This is a genomic window from Streptomyces sp. NPDC006309 (assembly GCF_040613095.1).
Taxonomy (GTDB): Bacteria; Actinomycetota; Actinomycetes; order Streptomycetales; family Streptomycetaceae; genus Streptomyces.
Window position 1 is genome coordinate 192786 of sequence record NZ_JBEXRO010000007.1, and the last position, 17669, is coordinate 210454.

The 17669-nt window shown below is 73.4% G+C and carries 13 protein-coding genes and 4 pseudogenes; 7 read left to right on the forward strand and 10 right to left on the reverse strand.

The features are described from left to right. Positions 1 to 230: 230 nt before the first annotated feature. Positions 231 to 732: pseudogene (locus ABZ117_RS13070) on the forward strand (DinB family protein). A 30-nt stretch (positions 733 to 762) separates the two neighbouring features. Here ABZ117_RS13070 and ABZ117_RS13075 read toward each other — a convergent pair. The 3 genes and pseudogenes from ABZ117_RS13075 to ABZ117_RS13085 form a co-directional block, all read right to left on the reverse strand. After that, positions 763 to 1335: a cob(I)yrinic acid a,c-diamide adenosyltransferase gene (locus ABZ117_RS13075; RefSeq protein WP_356820137.1), complete on the reverse strand. Its 573-nt coding sequence runs from the start codon at positions 1333 to 1335 to the stop codon at positions 763 to 765. Positions 1336 to 1348: 13 nt separating this feature from the next. Next, positions 1349 to 1646 (reverse strand): annotated as a pseudogene (locus ABZ117_RS13080) (ABC transporter permease); the annotation flags it as partial. Between the two features lie 47 nt (positions 1647 to 1693). Then, positions 1694 to 1834: pseudogene (locus ABZ117_RS13085) on the reverse strand (ABC transporter ATP-binding protein); the annotation flags it as partial. Positions 1835 to 1902: 68 nt separating this feature from the next. On the opposite strand from ABZ117_RS13085, the pseudogene ABZ117_RS13090 reads away from it, so the two are divergent. The 4 genes and pseudogenes from ABZ117_RS13090 to ABZ117_RS13105 all read left to right on the forward strand — a co-directional run. Continuing rightward, positions 1903 to 2115: pseudogene (locus tag ABZ117_RS13090) on the forward strand (TetR/AcrR family transcriptional regulator); the annotation flags it as partial. Between the two features lie 125 nt (positions 2116 to 2240). Then, positions 2241 to 3089 (forward strand): 3-hydroxyacyl-CoA dehydrogenase family protein, encoded by an 849-nt coding sequence (locus ABZ117_RS13095; protein WP_356820138.1) that lies wholly within the window; start codon positions 2241 to 2243, stop codon positions 3087 to 3089. 157 nt (positions 3090 to 3246) lie between these two features. Then, complete coding sequence (locus tag ABZ117_RS13100) at positions 3247 to 3570, forward strand: STAS domain-containing protein (protein WP_356820139.1); 324 nt, start codon at positions 3247 to 3249, stop codon at positions 3568 to 3570. Between the two features lie 266 nt (positions 3571 to 3836). After that, positions 3837 to 6434, forward strand: coding sequence for an ATP-binding protein (locus ABZ117_RS13105; RefSeq protein WP_356820141.1), 2598 nt, complete (start codon positions 3837 to 3839; stop codon positions 6432 to 6434). A gap of 199 nt (positions 6435 to 6633) precedes the next feature. On the opposite strand, the gene nucS is transcribed toward ABZ117_RS13105, so the two are convergent. Beyond that, complete coding sequence (gene nucS / locus ABZ117_RS13110; RefSeq protein ID WP_121786858.1) at positions 6634 to 7305, reverse strand: endonuclease NucS; 672 nt, start codon at positions 7303 to 7305, stop codon at positions 6634 to 6636. Between the two features lie 276 nt (positions 7306 to 7581). Here nucS and ABZ117_RS13115 point away from each other — a divergent pair, with 276 nt between their 5' ends. Continuing rightward, complete coding sequence (locus ABZ117_RS13115) at positions 7582 to 7974, forward strand: SCO5389 family protein (protein ID WP_121786857.1); 393 nt, start codon at positions 7582 to 7584, stop codon at positions 7972 to 7974. Between the two features lie 116 nt (positions 7975 to 8090). Here ABZ117_RS13115 and ABZ117_RS13120 read toward each other — a convergent pair whose 3' ends face one another. Further along, on the reverse strand, positions 8091 to 9119 hold the full coding sequence (locus ABZ117_RS13120; RefSeq protein ID WP_356820143.1) for an LLM class flavin-dependent oxidoreductase: 1029 nt from the start codon (positions 9117 to 9119) through the stop codon (positions 8091 to 8093). 221 nt (positions 9120 to 9340) lie between these two features. Between ABZ117_RS13120 and ABZ117_RS13125 the strand changes: the two genes are divergently transcribed. Then, a complete protein-coding gene (locus ABZ117_RS13125) occupies positions 9341 to 9673 on the forward strand; it encodes an ATP/GTP-binding protein (protein WP_356820145.1) in 333 nt (110 codons plus the stop codon). Positions 9674 to 9725: 52 nt separating this feature from the next. On the opposite strand, the gene ABZ117_RS13130 is transcribed toward ABZ117_RS13125, so the two are convergent. The 5 genes from ABZ117_RS13130 to scy form a co-directional block, all read right to left on the reverse strand. Then, on the reverse strand, positions 9726 to 10610 hold the full coding sequence (locus tag ABZ117_RS13130) for an ABC transporter permease (protein WP_356820147.1): 885 nt from the start codon (positions 10608 to 10610) through the stop codon (positions 9726 to 9728). Then, positions 10607 to 11878, reverse strand: coding sequence for an ABC transporter ATP-binding protein (locus tag ABZ117_RS13135; protein WP_356820148.1), 1272 nt, complete (start codon positions 11876 to 11878; stop codon positions 10607 to 10609). The genes ABZ117_RS13130 and ABZ117_RS13135 overlap by 4 nt, the downstream gene beginning before the upstream one ends. 226 nt (positions 11879 to 12104) lie before the next feature. Beyond that, positions 12105 to 12365 (reverse strand): DUF3253 domain-containing protein, encoded by a 261-nt coding sequence (locus ABZ117_RS13140; RefSeq protein WP_356820150.1) that lies wholly within the window; start codon positions 12363 to 12365, stop codon positions 12105 to 12107. A gap of 196 nt (positions 12366 to 12561) precedes the next feature. Next, entirely contained in the window at positions 12562 to 13497 is a 936-nt protein-coding gene (locus ABZ117_RS13145) for a cellulose-binding protein (RefSeq protein WP_356820151.1), read from the reverse strand. 183 nt (positions 13498 to 13680) lie between these two features. Further along, positions 13681 to 17661 (reverse strand): polarized growth protein Scy, encoded by a 3981-nt coding sequence (gene scy / locus ABZ117_RS13150; RefSeq protein ID WP_356820153.1) that lies wholly within the window; start codon positions 17659 to 17661, stop codon positions 13681 to 13683. Positions 17662 to 17669: the final 8 nt, after the last annotated feature.

The window sequence follows — 17669 nt, forward strand, 5'->3', positions numbered from 1 at the left end:
CGCGCCAGAACCGCCGCGTGCACCCGGCTGCTCGGCTCCAGTTCGGCCGGCAACCGGCTGACGTGCGTCTTCACCGCGCCCTCCGCGGGCACGGGAACCTGGTGGGGTGAACGAGGGAAGCATGCCGTGATCGTCGCGCTGGTGAGCGCCGCCGAGGTGGCGTTCTGGGTGTTGCCGGCCGCCGGAAACCCTGTCGACACGGAGAAGGACGCCGGTGGATCATTCCGGCGATGACACGCACCGACACGCCTCCCCTGGGACGAGCGCACCCAGCTGACCACCTTCCTCGACTACGTCCGCGCCACCGCGCGCGCCAAGTGCGAGGAACTCTCCGAGGAGGACGCCCGCAACGCTCCTCTCCCCGGCTCGCCGCTGATGACCGTGAACGGGCTGATCAACCATCTGCGCTGGGTCGAGTACTACTGGTTCCGGGTCATCTTCCTATGGGAGGAGGACGAGGGCCCCTGGACCGACGAGGACCCGGACCGCGAGATGCGCATCGCCGTCGACTTCCCGCTGTCCCGGCTGCTGGACGAGTACGCCGAGGAGTCCGCGCGGCACAACGAGCTGATCGCCGCGCACGACCTGGGCACCAAGGCGCGGCGGAAGCGGGACGACGGCAGCGTGTTCGACCTGCGCTGGATCGTGCTGCACCTCATCGAGGAGACGGCCCGGCACAACGGCCACCTCGACATCCTGCGCGAGCTGGCCGACGGCCGGACCGGCTCCTGACCGTACCGGCGCCCGGCCGGGCCACGGGGGCTAGCGTTCCCCGCCCGGCACCCACAGCACGTCGCCGACCTCCCGGTTGGCGCTGCGGGCCAGGATGAACAGCAGGTCCGAGAGGCGGTTCAGGTAGGTCGCGGTGAGCGGGTTCATCGTCTCGCCGTGCGCCTCCAGGGCCGCCCACGTGGAGCGCTCGGCCCGCCGTACGACCGTGCACGCCTGGTGGAGCAGGGCGGCACCCGCCGTGCCTCCGGGCAGGATGAAGGAACGCAGCTTCTCCAGCCGCTCGTTGAAGCGGTCGCAGTCCGCCTCCAGCTTGTCGACGTAGAACTGCTCCACCCTGAGCGGCGGGAACGCGGGGTTCTCCACCACCGGTGTCGACAGGTCCGCGCCCACGTCGAACAGGTCGTTCTGGACGCGGGTGAGGACCGTGACGATCTCCTCGTGCAGCTCTCCCAGGGCGATCGCGGTGCCGATGACCGCGTTGGCCTCGTTGGTGTCCGCGTACGCGGAGATGCGGAGGTCCGTCTTGGGCACCCGGCTCATGTCGCCGAGGCTGGTGGTGCCCCGGTCGCCGGTCCTGGTGTAGATGCGTGTCAGATTGACCATGCGGCCAGCGTAGTTACGCTCCGGCCGTCCGGAACACCCGTGTGCCCACCGTCACGGCCGGCACCGAGAACCCGACGGCGACCGAGACGCCGTAGAGCATGTGCGCGGTGCCGCACCGGCCGACGCAGGCGTCGCGGACCGCGTCCACCGGATAGCGGAAAGGCACGAAGTGCGACAGCACGTCCAGCCGGCCCGGCGCCAGGGACCTCGGAGCATCAGCCCGCACAGCAGCATCGACGGCATCGACACGGGGCGGCGTCGCGCAGCACCCGCCCGAGCAGCAGGGCGAGCCGGCTGGCCGGGGTCACCCGCATCGGCGGCGACCGTGCCCCGGTCGACGATCACCAGGCGGCCGGCGGTCGTGCCCGGCGACGGCGGCGGCGCCGGTGGGCTTCAGCGGGGTGGTGAGCATCCGCGGGGTGGTGGTCCCCGCGCCGTCGGGGCCGAGGAAGCCCACCATGGCGGACGTGGCCGACGTCTGCGTCAACACCGTCCACAACTGCTTCCCCCCGAGGAGGACCCCTTGTGCGCCGTCCGGGCCGTGCGGCGTGAACTGCGCGAGGAGGCCGTGAGGAGACCGGCGCCGACGGCCCGCTGCCCGGCCTGATCGCCGGTCAGATCTGCGGGATCCGCCGGACGGTCCTCGACGCCGTCGGCCGCCGCATGCTCGCCGGTCACAAACCGGCCGAAGTGTCACGAGACGTACTCGTCCTCCTGGGCGACATCGAGGACCTGTTGGACGAGAAGGTCCTCAACTGCGCCGTCCGTGGGCCGTCCTGACCCCTGCCGGTGTGATGTCCGTCAAATGAGACGTGACGCGCGTTACTTACCGGTCACACAGCGGCGTCGGAGCGCTATGGTCCGCCGGAGAGAGGCAGACCTACAGCGCGTTCAGAGGAGTCGGAGTGGCACGGAAGCTCGCCGTCATCGGGGCCGGTCTCATGGGATCGGGCATCGCTCAGGTCGCCGCCCAGGCGGGCTGGGACGTCGTCCTGCGGGACGTCACCGACGAGGCACTGAGGCGTGGCACCGACGGCATCAAGGCCTCATACGACAAGTTCGTCGGCAAGGGCAAGCTGGCGGCGCAGGACGCCGAGGCCGCCCTGGCCCGCATCACCGCGACGACCGACCTGGACGCCGCCGCCGACGCCGACATCGTCGTCGAGGCCGTCTTCGAGAAGCTGGAGGTCAAGCACGAGATCTTCCGCGCGCTCGACAAGATCGTGCGCGAGGACACCGTGCTCGCCTCCAACACCTCCGCCATCCCGATCACCAAGATCGCGGCGGCCACCGAGCACCCCGAGCGGGTCGTCGGCGTCCACTTCTTCTCGCCGGTGCCGATGATGCAGCTCGTCGAACTCGTCCGCGGCTACAAGACCAGCGACGAGACCCTCGCCACCGCCCGGGAGTTCGCCGAGTCCGTCGGCAAGACCTGCATCGTCGTCAACCGGGACGTCGCCGGCTTCGTCACCACCCGGCTGATCTCCGCCCTCGTCGTCGAGGCGACCAAGCTCTACGAGTCCGGCGTCGCCACCGCCGAGGACATCGACCTCGCCTGCAAGCTGGGCTTCGGTCACGCCATGGGCCCGCTCGCCACCGCCGACCTCACCGGCGTGGACATCCTGCTGCACGCCACGAGCAACATCTACACCGAGTCCCAGGACGAGAAGTTCGCCCCGCCGGAGCTGATGCGCCGGATGGTGGATGCCGGTGACATCGGCCGCAAGAGCGGGCAGGGCTTCTACACGTACTGATTCACCCGCCCACGCACAGCCGCCCCGGGAGTATCACTCCCCGGGGTGAATTCGGTATCGGTTCGCTTACAAGCAGCAACCGCACCGCCACCCAAGCAGTCAGACGTTGCACAGCATCGTCACGAAGTACGCCAACCGCAGCCAACGGGGAGCGCATATGTTCATCAGGGGCGACCACGCCGAGCTGGTCGTCGGGGGCCGCCTCGACGTCCGCAGCGCGGCGGACGCCCGTACGGCCCTGCACTCGGCCGTCGACGACGGAGTCGGCGACCTGGTGCTCGACCTGTCCGAACTGGACTCCTGGGACGCCACCGGACTCGGGGTGATCATGGGCGCCCACCGGCGGGCCGGCCGCTGCGGGCGCCGCCTGGTGCTGCGGGACGTACCTCCGCAGATGCAGCGCCTGCTGGTGGCCACCCGGCTGCACCGCATCCTCGCCATCGAGGGCGGCATCGGAGTGGAGTCGCTTCCCCGCGTGTGAGCCGCGCACGGGATTGAACCGGCCGACGGGGGACACCCGGACACGGCCGCCGCGGCACCCGTCGGGGGCAATCCTCACGAGACCGTGACGTCTCGGACCGCACGGCACCCCGCCCTGTCGGAGACACCGGGTGACGGTTTAGGGTTCGGTCGCCCGCTGCCTCGCGACACTCGGCCGAGCGGGCCCGGACCAGAAGCGACAGCGCGGTGTGCGACACGGCCGGGAGGGCCGGACACGTGCACGACGCTACTGGGGGGCTTGAACCCATGGACCCGACGAACCCCGGACCCGAGGAGCACGGAGCGGCGCACAGCCGCCGCCCGCCCCGGGAATCCCTCACCGCCGACTTCGCCCCGGGCGCAGCGGCACCCGCCCGGATGGCCCAACTCGTCACCGGCGACCTCCAGCTGACCGTCAACCCCGTCGACGGCAGCGAGATAGAGCCCTGCCCGCCGGCCGACCGGCCCGGCCGGCCCCGCAAACGCACCGCCGACGAGCGCGCCGGCACCGAACGCGCGGCCCGGCCGCCGGCCCCGCCCGGCCCCGCCGAACCGCCCCTCTCCCTGCTGGAACGCCAGGACGAACGCGAACGCCTGGTCCGCCTCCTGGCCCGCGGCCGCTCCGTCCGCCTCACCGGCCCGGCCGGCTCCGGCCGCACCGCCCTGCTCGACCTGGTCGCCGAGGACTGCCTGGACCTCGCCCCCGACGGTGTGGTGCGCCTGAACGGCCACCACCGCACGGCCGGCGACCTCCTCCACGACCTGTTCCACGCCGTCCACCACGCCCCCCGTCACCGCCCCGACCAGGACGAACTGCTCGCCTGCGTCGGCGAGATCGGCGCGGTCGTCGTCCTGGACGACCTCGAGTTCGGCGGCGCCGCCCTCGACGAACTGCTCGACGCCACCCCCGAGTGCGCCTTCCTGCTCGGCGCCACCCCGGACGTGCCCGCGCCCTCCGCCGAGTCGGACATCGAGGAGGTCTTCCTCACCGGCCTCGACCGCGCCGGCGGCGTGGAGATCCTGGAGCGCACCGTCGGCCGGGTCCTCACCGAGGAGGAGGCCAACTGGGCCGGCGACCTCTGGTTCGAGTCCGAGGGACTGCCCCTGCGCTTCGTACAGGCGGGCGCCCTCCTGAGGCAGCGCGACCAGCTGCGGGCCGCCACCGGAGCGGTCGACGAGTACGGCGTCTTCGAGGACGTACGGGCCGCCGCCGACCCGGAGCCGGACACGGAGCACGAGCACATACCCCTGCCGTCCCTCGGCGAGGCCGCGGCCCCCGCCCCGCTGCTCGCCTCCCGGCTCGGCACCTCCGCCCGCGCCGCCCTCCGCTTCGCCGTCGCCCTCGGCGGCGAGGTGCCGCACCAGGCGCACCTGCCCGCCCTGGTCGGCGACACGCACGCGGACGCCGCCCTCGCCGAACTGGCCGCCTGCGGCCTGGTCTCCCCGGCCGGCTCCCGCTACCGCCTCGCGGCCGGCCTACAGACCCAGCTGGAAGCCGCCGGATACGCCGACGACGCCGCCGACCGGGCCGTCACCGCCGCCCAGCACTACGCCTGGTGGGCCGGGCACCCCTCGGTCACCCCGGAGCGGGTGTGCGCGGAGGCCGACGCGGTGCTGGCCGCGCTCGCCGCCGTCGTACCCCAGACGTCCCCGCCCGCCGAGGAGGAGGAGAGCACCGCCGTACGGCTCGCCCGCACCGCCGCGCCCGCCTTCGCCGCCGGACTCCACTGGAGCGCCTGGGAACGGGCCCTGCGGTCCGGCGCGGAAGCCTCCCGGATGGCCGGCGAGGTGTCCGAACAAGCCTATTTCCACCACGAGCTGGGCATCCTCGCGCTCTGCACCGGACAGTTCGACCGGGCCCGCGCCGAACTGGAGGCCTCCGGCGGGCTGCGCGGCGCCCTCGCCGACAAGCGGGGCGCGGTCGCCGGTCGCCGGGCGCTGGCGCTGCTCGCCGACCGCACGGGCGACGTGCCCGGGCCGCCGGCACCGGAGCCTCCGGAGACGGAGCGCGGGGAGCCGGCCTGGCCGCCGTACGGCCCCGCCGGTGCCGCCTCGGCCACCCAGCGGCTCGCGCTGCCCGCGCCGCAGCCCGCGCCGCAGCCTGCGCCACGGGGCGGCCGTTTCCAGCGCGTGGCCCGCCGCAACATGGTCGCGGCCGGCTCCGGCGCACTCCTCGCCGCCGTCCTCGGCACGGTCGTCACGCTCGGCATGACGTCCCCCGACGACACCGGGCGCGACCCGGCCGGCAGGGGCGGCGTCAACCCGTCCGCGAGCCAGGGCGCCGACGACGGCGGGGTCGTCGCGGACCCGGTGGACAGCGACGGGAACGGCGGCACCGGCCGCACCGGCTCGGCCGGCGCCCGGCCCACGTCACCGGGTCCCGACGGCACGTACGGCACCGCCGACGACCCCACGCCGCCGGCGGACACCCCCCGGCCGTCGGAGAGTGCCGACCCGACCGGCTCCGGCACTCCCTCCGGCACCCCGTCCAGGTCCCCCCGGCCGGGCGGCGGCTCGAGCGCCCCGTCCTCCGGCGGGACGACAGGGGGTACGACCGGGAGCACGACCGGCGGTACGACGGGGAGCACGTCCGGTGGCCCCACGGGCGGTACGTCCACGGGAGGCACGCCCACCGGCGGCACGACAGGCACGACCGGTTCCACCGGCACCACCGGTACGGGAGGCTCCACCGGTACGACGGGCACCGACGGCGGTACGACCGGCGGTGGCTCGACGGACGGGTCCACCGGGGGCGGCACGACGGGCGGCGGCGGAGGCGGCACGACGGGCGGCTCCGCAGGAGGAACGTCGAGCAGTGCGTCGGCGTCGGGAAGCGCACCGGAGACGACCGACACGATGATCTGACGCCGGACACCGCCCTCTCCCCGCCGCTGCCTCTCGCCCCGCCGTCGCGGCGGGGAGAGAGGGGCGGCCCTCCTCCGCAAGGGCAACGGCAATCGCGCCGGAACGCGCCGCGGGCGGTGACCGCAGACGCGCGGTAGCGCCGGAGCGCGGGCGGCGCGGGAGCGTGCCGCGGACGCGCGGCGGAGTCGGGTGAACCGGGTCAGAAGAGGCGGAGCTTGTCGTCCTCGATGCCGCGCAGGGCGTTGTAGTCCAGGATCTGGCAGTTGATGCCGCGGTCGGTGGCGAGGACGCGGGCCTGGGGCTTGATCTCCTGGGCGGCGAACACACCGCGGACCGGGGCGAGGTGCGGGTCGCGGTTCAACAGCTCCAGGTACCGCGTGAGTTGCTCCACGCCGTCGATCTCGCCCCGCCGCTTGATCTCGACGGCGACGGTCTGCCCGTCGGCGTCCCGGCAGAGGATGTCCACCGGGCCGATCGCGGTCATGTACTCACGGCGGATGAGCGAGTAGCCCTCGCCGAGCGTCTCGATGCGGTCGGCGAGCAGCTCCTGGAGGTGCGCTTCCACGCCGTCCTTGATCAGACCCGGGTCCACGCCGAGTTCGTGCGAGGAGTCGTGGAGGATCTCCTCCATCGTGATGATCAGTTTCTCGCCCGCCTTGTTGACGACGGTCCACACGCCCTCGTCCTCGCCCTTGCCCTCCTTCAGGGCGCAGGGCGGCGACATCCAGTTGAGCGGCTTGTAGGCCCGGTCGTCGGCGTGGATGGAGACGCTGCCGTCCGCCTTGACCAGGATGAGTCGGGGCGCCGAGGGCAGATGGGCGGTGAGCCGGCCGGCGTAGTCGACCGAGCATCGGGCAATGACGAGACGCATGGTCGGCAACGCTACTCGACACCCGCAGGTGCTCGCGATCCACCCGCCCCGCTCCCAGTGGATCGTCCCCTTTGTCCCTGGAAACTCTTGTTCATCCCTGGCCGATTGTGGGCGCAACGGGACCGCCCCATATACGCATTCTGCTGGTGTGGTCACCGACCGTTGCCTACCGTAGAGAACGGGAGGTCGCGGCGCATGTACTGAGCGTGTTCCGGATCGTGAACTCCCTTACCTGTCCGGCAACCCCTGCTCTTCGGGGGTGCGAGAGGAGAACCCATGTCGCTCGACGTCTCACCGGCCCTACTCGAACAGGCCGAGCGAGGCGAGGTCGACGAAGCAGCATTCGTCGACTGCGTCCGGACCTCCCTGCCCTACGCATGGGAGATGATCAGCTCCCTGGTGGCCCAGCTGAAGGTGGACGGTGGCTCCTTCGCCGACAACCAGACGCCTCCGCCGGACGAGCGGGCACGCGGTCAGCTGCTGCGTGCGCTCGCGAGTGATGCCATACGCGGCGCGCTTCAGCGGCACTTCGGTGTGCGGCTGGCCTTCCAGAACTGCCACCGGGTGGCGGTGTTCCCGCTGGACGCCTCGGTGGACGAGACGTTGGCCCGCTTCACCTCGGTACGCAGCCAGTTGCTGAACCAGTCGCCGGAGTTCCGGGACTGCTGACGCACGCCTCGGTACGGCCGCTTCGGTGAGCCGTCCGCTTGCCGCTCCACCCACGGGAGCACCCTTCCCGTCCCGGGGCGGCAAGCCCCCCAGGTGGCCTGCGCGTGCTAAGCGGCTCAGCGCACCTGGGGCAGCACCTCGGCGCCGAGGCGCCGTAGGTTCTCCTCCGTGGCCGCGAGATCGCCGGAGCCCTCCGTCAGGAGGGCGAAGCGGGAGATGCCGGTGCGTTCGGAGGTGGCCGCGAGCCGGTCGGCGGCGAGCCGGGGGGTGCCGACCGGGTGCAGCCCGCAGAGCAGTTCGGTGTAGGCGTGCGGGTCGCGCATCGCGCGCGCCCGTCCGTCCACCGTCACGTGCGCCTGGAGGCCCTGGCTCAGCCAGTCCGGCATCGCCTTCGTCAGGGTCTCCACCGCGTCCGTGCGCCGGTCGGCGAGCTGGCAGACGCCGGCCGACACATGGGCGGCGGCCGCGATCTCCTCGCCCGTCCTTCCGGCCGCACGGGCGCAGCGCTGCCACAGGGCGACCATCTCGGCCTTCTCCTCGTCACCGACGTGCATGCCGAGGAGCATCGGCAGCCCGCGCTCGGCGGCCAGCCGTACGCTCCCCGGCGAGGTGCAGGCGAGGACGACCTCGGGGCCGGGGGTGTCCGTCAGGGCCTCGCAGGGGCGGGGGACGACCGGCACCTCGCGGAAGGAGAACCGTGCGCCCGAGGCCCCGACCGACGGCTCGGTCAGCCAGCGCAGCAGCAGATCGAGGGACTCCGGGAACCCGTGTTCGTACGCCTGGAGGCCCGTGCCGAACACCTCCAGGTCCACCCAGGGGCCGCCGCGTCCGACGCCGAGCGTGAACCGTCCGCCGCTCGTCAGGTGCAGCAGTGCCGCCTGTTCGCCGAGGGCGACGGGGTGGGCGGTGGGCAGTACGCTGACCGCTGTGCCGACCTGGATGCGGTCGGTGCGGCCGAGCAGCAGCGCGGCCAGGGTGACGGCGGACGGGCATGTGCCGTAGGGCACGAAGTGGTGCTCGGCCAGCCAGACCGCGTCCAGCCCGGCCTGCTCGGCGACCTCCGCGGAGCGGACCGCCCGGTGCAGGGCCTCCCCGGGGCCCTGGCCCGGGAACTGGGCCGCCAGCACAAAACTACCTACGCGCATCGCATTCCTGCTTCCTTGGCTCCGACCCGGAGCTCCCCCGCCCGGCATAACCGTCTGACACGTGCGCAGGACACGGCCTCGCGGAAAGATTTGCGGATTGTCTTTAGAATGGGTGGCCCTGGAGGGGGACTTGTACGGGTTGGTTCCCTACGCGTACCCGGCCCGGCGGCGCGTAGGCTGGAGGCGGCCCGTGCTTCCTGTATAGCCCCGAGAGGTGTCCCGTGTCTCCGCGTCGTAACCGACCGAACGCAGCCGGATCACCGGGCCGGAGCGCCGAGGACGACCGCGCCGGCCGGTACGGCGGCTGGCAGTCCAGCGAGGACTGGCAGGGCGAGCAGTGGAGCGTGCGGCAGGTCGCCGGGGCGAGCGCGCAGGGCAAGATGTACCGCTGCCCGGGCTGTGACCAGCTGATCCCCTCCGCGGTGCCGCATGTGGTGGCCTGGCCGGAGTATTCGGGCGTCGACGAACGCCGGCACTGGCACAAGGCGTGCTGGAACGCGAAGGACCGCCGCACCACGCGGGTGCAGCGGTCCCGTAACGCTCCGAGGTTCTAGGCCGGCCCGTCGGCCGGGGGTCTCGGCCCCCTGGGTCTCGGATACCGGTGGCTCACACGTCCCGGCTCCGCAGCAGCGCGTACGCGCCCGCGTACATCACCGCGGTCAGGCCCAGCATGATCCACAGCGGGTCCCAGCCCGAGGGGCCGGACTCGCTCAGGGAGTTGGCGTAGAAGACGCTCAGCTGGTTCGGGATCGAGTACTCGAAGAGCCATTCGCGCACCTTGCTGAGGGACTCCGTCGCCATGAACAGCGCGAGCACCAGCGGCGCGAGCAGTACGCCGATCATGAGGGTGACGGCGCCCGCCGAGTGCCGGATGACCGAGCCGACGAGCAGCGAGAACAGCCCCAGCAGGGCGATGTAGAGGCTGATGCCGACGGTGGCCTTGAACCACTCGCCCCCGGAGGGGGACCGGGCGCCGGTGTCCGCCAGCATGGACGCCTGGACCATGGCCACGAAGCCGGACGAGACCAGGGTGACGACGAACGCGACCGTGAAGAACACGATCGACTTGGCGGCGAGCACCCGGGCCCGGCTGGGGCACGCGGTCATCGTCGTACGGATCATGCCGGTGCCGTACTCGGAGGCCGTGGTCAGCACGCCGAGCGTCATGATGCAGATGCTGCCGAGGAGCAGGCCGAAGAGGCCGAAGGACAGCGGGTTCTCGCCGGACATGCTCGAGGAGTCGGAGTGGGCGTCGACCAGGGCGCCGGCCAGCAGACCGATACCGAGGACGAGCAGCACGAAGACGCCGAGCGTCCACATGGTCGACCGCACCGACCTGATCTTCGTCCACTCGGAGGCCAGCGCGTGTCCGAGGTGGGTGCGCACGACCGGGATGGGCGAGGTGTAGCCGGGGTACGGCCCACCGGGCGCCGCCTGCCAGTGGGGCACGGCGGCGGGGGCCTGTGGCATCGGGGGCTGCGGGGTGCTCATCGGGCGTCCTCGGGCTGGGTCGGGTCGGCGGTGACGGAGGCGGCCGGCGCGGCATCGGCGGCGGGCGCGGGGGCCGCGTCGGCGGGCGCCTGCTGCGGCGCGGGCGGGCTGACCGGGGCCTGCGAGGCCGGGGCCGCCGGGGCCGGCGCGGACGGCTGTGCCTGCGCGGGCTGCTGGGCGTACGGGTTGGCGGTGCCCGCGCCCGGGGCGCCGTACGCCGCCGGCGCGAACGGCCGGCCGCCCTGCTGGGGCGGCGGCGGGGCGTACCAGCCGGGCTGGCCCTGGCCGGGGACCGGCATGGGCGGCTGGGCGCCGGGCGGCAGCGGCTGCTGGAGGCCCGCCTTCTGGTCGATCGTGGAGCGGTAGTCCACGGCGCCCTGCGTCATCCGCATGTACGCCTCCTCCAGCGAGGCCTGGTGCGGCGACAGCTCCCACAGCCGTACGTCCGTCTCGTGGGCCAGGTCGCTGATACGGGGCAGTGGCAGCCCGGTGACGCGCAGCGCGCCGTCCTGCTCGGGCATGACGTGCCCGCCCGCCCCGGTGAGCGCGGAGGTCAGCTTCTCGCGCAGCTGGGGGTCCGTGTCGGGGGTGCGGACGCGCGCGAAGTCGGCGGAGTTGGCCGAGATGAAGTCCCGCACGCTCATGTCGGCGAGCAGCTGTCCGCGCCCGATGACGATGAGGTGGTCGGCGGTCAGCGCCATCTCGCTCATCAGATGGGAGGAGACGAAGACCGTACGGCCCTCGGCGGCGAGCGCGCGCATCAGGTTGCGCACCCAGAGGATGCCCTCGGGGTCGAGGCCGTTGACCGGCTCGTCGAAGAGCAGCACCTGGGGGTCGCCGAGCAGTGCGGCGGCGATGCCGAGGCGCTGCCCCATGCCGAGCGAGAAGCCCTTGGAGCGCCGCCTGGCCACGTCCTGGAGGCCGACGACCCCGAGCACCTCGTCCACCCGGCGGGCCGGGATGCCCGACAGCTGGGCGAGGCTCAGCAGATGGTTGCGGGCACTGCGGCCACCGTGCACGGCCTTGGCGTCGAGCAGCGCGCCGACCTGCCGGGGGGCGTTGGGCAGCCTGCGGTAGGGATAGCCGCCGATCGTCACCGCACCGGACGTGGGGTTGTCCAGACCGAGGATCATCCGCATCGTCGTGGACTTGCCCGAGCCGTTGGGGCCGAGGAAGCCGGTGACGGCGCCGGGCCGCACCTGGAAGGAAAGGTTGTACACGGCGGTCTTGTCGCCGTAGCGCTTGGTCAGGCCGACAGCCTCGATCATGCTCCGCACCCATCAAAAGGTTCAGGACAGCGGGGCACACGCCCCCGTAAGGGTTAGGAGGATATCGGGGCGCTGACGGTTCCGCTCAAGAGCGGGTAAAGCCGGGACGTCACGCGCGGTGTCTGTGCGTCCACCGCGAGTCCCGCCCGGCCAGGGGCGGCGCGGGGGACGGAGGTGACGCCGGATGCGGTGTCGGGGCGACTTCCGTCGGGCCGGACGACTTCCGTCAGGCGGGGCGGCGGATGCGGACGGGACCGCGGGCGCGGGCGGGATCGACGGGCGTGCCGTGCTGGGTGATCTCCACCTCACCCCGGGCGGCGAGCCGGGCCGCGGCCCGGCGGACGGGCTCCATCAGCTCCCGCCATCCCTCGTCCGCGCGCGGGTGGACCGCGCGGGCCACGTCCGAGGGGCAGACGGACGCCCCCGGGGCCCTGCGGTCGAGCAGGCCGCGGACGGCGTCCTCGAGGTCGCGTTCACTGACCGCCATACCGTCGCCCCCTTCCGCGAGGCCCGGTCCTCGTGCTCCAGGCTACCCGCGCGACGGCGCGCGGGAGCGCGAAAGGGGCGGTGGGAGGGCGAAAGAGGCGGTGGGATGGCGAAAGAGGCGGTGGGAAGGCGAAAGGGGCGGTGGGAAGGTCCCCACCGCCCCTCACGGCCTCACTGTGCGGTACGGCCCCCCGGACTCAACGGGACTGCTGTGCCGGCACACCCCGGGAGACCGGCTCGTCGTCGGTGGACGTGCCGGCCGCGGCCACCGCGGCGCCGGTCAGCGTGGCGAGCATCTCGCGGACGTTCGTCAGCTGGGCGTTGATGCTGTCGCGGCGGTTGGTGAGTGCCGCCAGCTCCCGCTCGGACTCCGAACGGATGCGGTCGGCCTTGGCGTTGGCGTCGGCCACGATGTCCTCGGCCTGGCGCTGGGCCGTCTCCACCGTCTGGCGGGCGCGGCGCTCGGCGTCGGTACGCAGCTTCTCCGCCTCCAGGCGGAGCTGCTCGGCGCGGTGCTCGATCTCGGCGAGGCGCTTCTCGGCCTTCTGCTGACGGGAGGCCAGATCGCGCTCGGACTGCTCGCGGCGCTTGGCGAGGTTCGTCTCGAAGTCGGCGGCGGCCTGCGCGGCCTTGGCGCGGGTCTCCTCGAAGAGGGCGTCCGCCTCCTCCCGCTTGGACTGCGCGTCCTTCTGCGCGTCGGAACGCAGCTGGGAGGCGTCGGACTTGGCCTTCTCGACGATCCGGACGCCCTCGTCCTCGGCCTTGGCCTTGCGCTCGGTGGCGTAGGACTCGGCGTCGTTGCGGACCTGCTGGGCCGCCGACTCGGCGAGGTCGCGGTGCTGCTCGGCCGCGCGCCGGGCCTCCTCACGCAGCTCCTTGGCCTCTTCCTCGGCCAGGCGCAGGATCTTCTCGACCCGCGCGCCGAGACCCGCGTACGACGGCTCGGCGTCGCTGACCTGGGCCTGGGCGTTCTGCGTTTCGAGGTGGAGCTCCTCGATGCGCTTCTCCAGGGCGGTGATACGGGAGAGAGCGCTGTCACGGTCGGAGACGAGCTTGGAGATACGTTCGTCCACCTGAGCGCGGTCGTACCCACGCCGCACAAGCTCGAAGCCGTAGGGGGAAGTGTCGCTCATGGGGTTCCTGTCGAATGAGACCGGTGAGGTGATAAGGGGAATCCTAGGGGCCGAAGCGGTGTGTCATCGAGCGGATACGGTTTTGATCTGGAGAATGGCACCACTTTCGGGTGGCTGACCGGCGTACGGCCGGCCCAGGACCCGGGCAAAGCCGCCAGAAGACACCGGAATCCACCCTTCCCGCTAGCCGTCCGACGACTTGCCACCCGATCGGGGGGCACCCACGGTGGCGCCCGCCTTGACTCCGCCGTCCTTGCCGGCCACCGGGGCCTCGAAGGACTCCAGCGCCTCCAGGACGTCCTGGACTCGGGAGATCTCGGTGTTGATGTCCTCGCGCCGGCGCACCAGGATCTCCAGCTCGCGCTTGCCCTCCTCCACCGTGCGCCGGGCCTCGCGGATCGCCTCCGCCTTCAGCTCCTCGGCCTCCTTGATGAGGCGGGCCTTCTTCTGCTCGGCCTCCTTGAGGAGCCCCTCCGCCTTCCTGACCGCGGCGATGCGCACCTTGCCCGCCTCCGAATCGGCGTCCGACACCAGCTGCTTGGCCTTCGCCTCGGCCTTCGCCAGCTGCTCCTCGGCGGCCTTGATGAGCGCGTCGCAGCGGTCGCCGGTCGACTTCATCGTCTCGGCGGCCTCACGCCTGGCCCGCTCGTGCAGTTCCTCGATCTCGGTGGTGACGCGGTCGCGCAGCTCCTCCGCGCGCTCCCTGATCGCGGTGGCGTCCCGGCGGGCGCCGACCAGCAGCTCGTCCGCGTCCGTACGGGCCTTCTCCACCAGTGAGTTGCCCTCGACGGTCGCCGTGGAGACGATCCGCTCGGCCTCGCTGCGGGCCGCGCCGACCATCGTGTCGGCCTGCGACTCGGCGTCCGTGGTGGTCTTCAGCGCCTGCTGCTGCGCCTCGGTGAGCAGCTTGTCGGCCTCGGCCGCGGTCTCCGTGATGAGCGTGTCGACCTGCTCCGCCGCCTCCGAACGCCGCTTGTTGGCCTCCGCGCGGGCCTCGTCCAGAGTCCGTTCCGCCTCCTCGCGCGCGGAGTTGACGAGCCGTTCGGCCTCGGTCTCCGCGTCCGTCCTGAGCCGCTCGGCCTCCGCCCGCAGCCGCTCGGCGTGCGTCTGCGCGGAACCGACGGTCTCGGCGGCCTCGGCGCGCAGCCGCTCGGCGTCGCCGGTGGCGTCCCCGATGAGCTGCTCGGCGCCCGCGACGGCCTCCGACCGGACCCGGTCGGCCTCGGCGAGGGCCTCGGCGCGCAGCCGCTCCGCCTCCGTGAGCGCCTCGGTGCGCACCCGGTCGGCCTCGGCGGCCGTCTCCGTGCGCAGCCGCTCGGCCTCGGTCAGCGCCTCGGTGCGCACCCGCTCGGCCTCGGCGGCCGTCTCGGTCTGGAGCCGTTCGGCCTCGTTGCGGACCTCGGTGATGAGCGTGTCCGCCTGGGTGGCCGCGTCCGAACGGATGCGGTTGGCGTCCTCGCGGGCGTCCGCCCGGGTACGGGCCGCCGCCTGGTCGGCCTCGGCCAGGGCGTCCGACGCCTCGGTGCGCGCCCGCTGGGCGTACTCGCCCGCGTCCGAGCGCAGCCGCTCGGCCTCCGCGATCGCCTCCGCGACCGTCCGCTCGGCCAGCGCCTTCGCGGCCTGAGTCTCCTCGTGCGCCTCGCGCCGCACCCGGGAGGCGTCCTCGCCGGCCCGCTCCCGCTCGGCGTAGGCGTCGGCGCGGACCCGGTCCGCCTCCTCCTGGGCCTCCCGCTTCGTACGGTCCGCCACGTGCTCGGCGGCCGAACGCAGCCCGGCGATCTCCTCCTGCGCCTGCTCGTGCAGCCCGGCGACGGAGTCCCGTACCTGCTGGGCGTGCTGTTCGGCGGCGGCGACCATCTCGGTGGCGCGCCGGTCGGCCTCCTCGACCAGCCGGGTCGCCTCCGCCTGGGCCTCCTCGACCCGCGTGCGCGCCGACGCGAGCAGCTCCTCGCTCTGCTCGCGGGCCCGCTGCCGCTCCTGGCCGGCCTCCTCGCGGGCCGCGCCGAGGAGCTCCTCGGCCTCGCGGCGGCGCCGGGCGGCCTCCTCCTGGGCGGCGGCCAGCGTCTCGGACGCCTCGGTGCCCAGCCGCTCGGCGGCGGCCTGCGCCTCCGCGCGCACCCGGTCGGCGGTGTCCTGGGCCTCCACCTTCAGCCGCTCGGCCTCGGCGGCGGCCTCGGAACGCAGCCGTACGGCGATGGCCTCGCCCTCGGCGCGGGAGGCGGACGCGTCGGACGCGGCCTCGTCGCGGAGCCGGTCCGCCTCCGCCTCGGCCTGCTGCTGGAGCGTACGGATCCGCTCGGCGGCCTCGGTACGCAGCCGCTCGGCCTCCTCGGCGGCCTCCCGGCGGATCCGGGCGGCCTCCTCGCGGGCGTCGGCCAGCGCCTTCTCGGCCCCCGCCAGCCGCTCCTGCGCCTCCGTCTGGAGGCGGCCCAGCTCCTCGGCGGCCTCGGTACGGCGGGCCTCCAGGCCCTTCTCGGTCTCCTCGCGCAGCTCGCGGGCGGCCTTCTCGGCGTCCGCGCCGACCGTCTCGGCCTGCTCGGCGGCCTCGGCGCGCAGCCGCTCGGCCTCCTTGCGGGCACGCTCCAGGGTCTCCTCGGCCTGCCGGCGCAGTGCCGTGGCACGCTCGATGGCCTCGGTGCGGACCTTCTCGCTGTCGGCGGTCGCGGACTGCCGCAGCTCGTCGGCGTCCGCCTTGGCCTTGGCCAGCAGTTCCTCGGCGGTCCTGGCCGCCTCCTCGATCTGCGCGACCGCCTCGCGGCGGGCCTCGGCGCGGATCGACTCGCCCTCGGTGACGGCGTCGGCGCGCAGCTGCTCGGCCTCGCCGCGCAGCCGGCGGGCCTCCTCCTGGAGCCCGACCGTCTTGGCGCGGTACTCCTTGGTGTCGTCCTTCGCCGCGCCCTTGAGCTGCTCGGCGATGTCGTGCGCCTCGGCGCGCAGCCGGTCCGCCTCGGCCTCGGCCTCGCTGCGGATCCGCTCGGCCTCCTCGGCGGCGGCCCTGGTGGTCCTCCGGGCGTCCTCCGAGGCCTTGTTCAGGACGTCCTCGGCGGTCCTGGCCGCCTTGGACAGCTGGGTGGCGGTCTCCTCGGCGGTGATCGAGCGGGCCTTCTCGGCGGCCTCGGCGACGAGCTTCTCGGCCTGGGCCCGCGCGTCGGCGACCAGCTGCTCGGCCTCGGACCGGGTGTGCTCGGCCTCCTTGGTGGCCTCCTCGACCAGCCGGGCGACCTGCTCCTTGGCGGTGCGCGTGCGCGTCTCGTTGGCGGCCTCGGCGCTCGCGAGGGCCTTGGCGGCGGCCTCCTTCGCCTCCGTGACCACCTTGTCGGCCTCGGCCTGCGCCTTGCGCAGCGCCTCCTCGGCCGCCGTCATCCGCTCCTCGGCGGCCCGGCTCAGCTCGGCGGCCTGCCGGCGGGCGCTGTCCGACTCGGTGACCGTGGCGGTGCGCAGCTGCTCGGCGTGCTCGGTAGCCTCCTGGGCCTGGTTGGAGGCGGCGTTCAGCAGCCGCTCGGCGTCCGTGCGGGCGCGGCGCAGGATCTGCTCGGCCTCCGCGCGGGCGCTCTCGGCGTCGCTCTGGAGCCGCTCCCGGGCCTCCCGGGTCAGCCGTTCGGCCTCCGCGCGGGCGGTCGCCATGGCCTGCTCGGCCTCCGCGCGGGACTCGTCGAGCAGCCGGCGGGCCTGCGCCTCGGTCCGGGCCCGCAACTGCTCGGCCCAGGCCACGTTCTCGTTGACGTGCGACTCGACGGTGGCCCTGCGTTCGGCCAGCTCCTGGTCGAGCTGCTGGCGCCGGGTCACCGCCTCCTGGTGCAGCTCGGCCTGCAGCCGGGCGGCCTGCTCGGCGTGCTCCTGGAGGATGCGCTGGGTCTGCGCCCGGGCCTGGCTCAGCTCCCGCTCGGCGTCCTGGCGCAGCTGCTCGGCCTGCATCTGGGCATTGCGGAGCAACTGCTCGGCCTGGTAGCCGAGATCGCCCGTGTCGTAGGCGGGCCGGGTCATGAGGGTGCGGCGCGCCTCGTGCAGCTTGGCGCGCAGCACCTCGACCTGGTAGCCGAGGTCCTCGGCGTGCTGGATCGCCTTTTCCCGCTCGGTCCTCAGCCGCTTCATCTCGGCCTCGAACCGAGAGAGGTGGTCGACGTCAGCCGCCGGCTCTCGCTCCTGGCTCTCGTAGCCCCGCACTGCGCGGT

Bases quoted from the DNA above. Each gene is read 5' to 3' on its own strand.
- ABZ117_RS13075 (WP_356820137.1), bottom strand. From the start codon at position 1,335: ATGGTCAATCTGACACGCATCTACACCAGGACCGGCGACCGGGGCACC.
- ABZ117_RS13100 (WP_356820139.1), top strand. From the start codon at position 3,247: ATGTTCATCAGGGGCGACCACGCCGAGCTGGTCGTCGGGGGCCGCCTC.
- ABZ117_RS13115 (WP_121786857.1), top strand. From the start codon at position 7,582: ATGTCGCTCGACGTCTCACCGGCCCTACTCGAACAGGCCGAGCGAGGC.
- ABZ117_RS13140 (WP_356820150.1), bottom strand. From the start codon at position 12,365: ATGGCGGTCAGTGAACGCGACCTCGAGGACGCCGTCCGCGGCCTGCTC.
- nucS (WP_121786858.1), bottom strand. From the start codon at position 7,305: ATGCGTCTCGTCATTGCCCGATGCTCGGTCGACTACGCCGGCCGGCTC.
- ABZ117_RS13145 (WP_356820151.1), bottom strand. From the start codon at position 13,497: ATGAGCGACACTTCCCCCTACGGCTTCGAGCTTGTGCGGCGTGGGTAC.
- ABZ117_RS13120 (WP_356820143.1), bottom strand. From the start codon at position 9,119: ATGCGCGTAGGTAGTTTTGTGCTGGCGGCCCAGTTCCCGGGCCAGGGC.
- ABZ117_RS13135 (WP_356820148.1), bottom strand. From the start codon at position 11,878: ATGATCGAGGCTGTCGGCCTGACCAAGCGCTACGGCGACAAGACCGCC.
- ABZ117_RS13130 (WP_356820147.1), bottom strand. From the start codon at position 10,610: ATGAGCACCCCGCAGCCCCCGATGCCACAGGCCCCCGCCGCCGTGCCC.
- ABZ117_RS13105 (WP_356820141.1), top strand. From the start codon at position 3,837: ATGGACCCGACGAACCCCGGACCCGAGGAGCACGGAGCGGCGCACAGC.